Annotated in this window: 1 protein-coding gene; it reads right to left on the reverse strand. The window is 65.6% G+C overall.

Annotation, left to right across the window (positions count from 1 at the left end; genetic code table 11):
- Positions 1-15 precede the first annotated feature (15 nt).
- Positions 16-378, reverse strand: a 363-nt coding sequence (locus AX750_RS06130) for a transposase (RefSeq protein WP_197432799.1), incomplete at its 5' end; no start/stop codon positions are given.

Genomic DNA, 378 nt, shown 5'->3' on the forward strand with positions numbered 1-378 from the left:
TAGAGCGGAATCCCATCAGGTTGCGTCGTACCCTGCCGCGCTGAAGTAGTTGGCGCACTCGGTGGGCGGGAAGAGGTCGATGATGCGGCCGATGGTGTCCCAGAGGCCGCCGATGGTTCGCTCGGCGGCCTTTCTCAGCAGCGCCTTGAGCTTGGCGAAGGCGTTCTCGATGGGGTTGAAGTCGGGACTGTAGGGCGGGAGGTAGCGCAGGTCCGCACCCGCCGCCTCGATCATCTGGCGCACGCGCGGCCCCTTGTGGCTCGACAGGTTGTCCATGACGACGATGTCGCCGGGGCGCAGTTCCGGGACCAGGACCTTTTGGACATAGGTCTCGAAGGCGTCGCGGTTGATCGGCCCGTCCAGCACCCAGGGAGCGAT

It is taken from the genome of Methylobacterium sp. CCH7-A2 (assembly GCF_001557075.1).
GTDB classification, from domain to species: domain Bacteria; phylum Pseudomonadota; class Alphaproteobacteria; order Rhizobiales; family Beijerinckiaceae; genus Allobosea; species Allobosea massiliensis.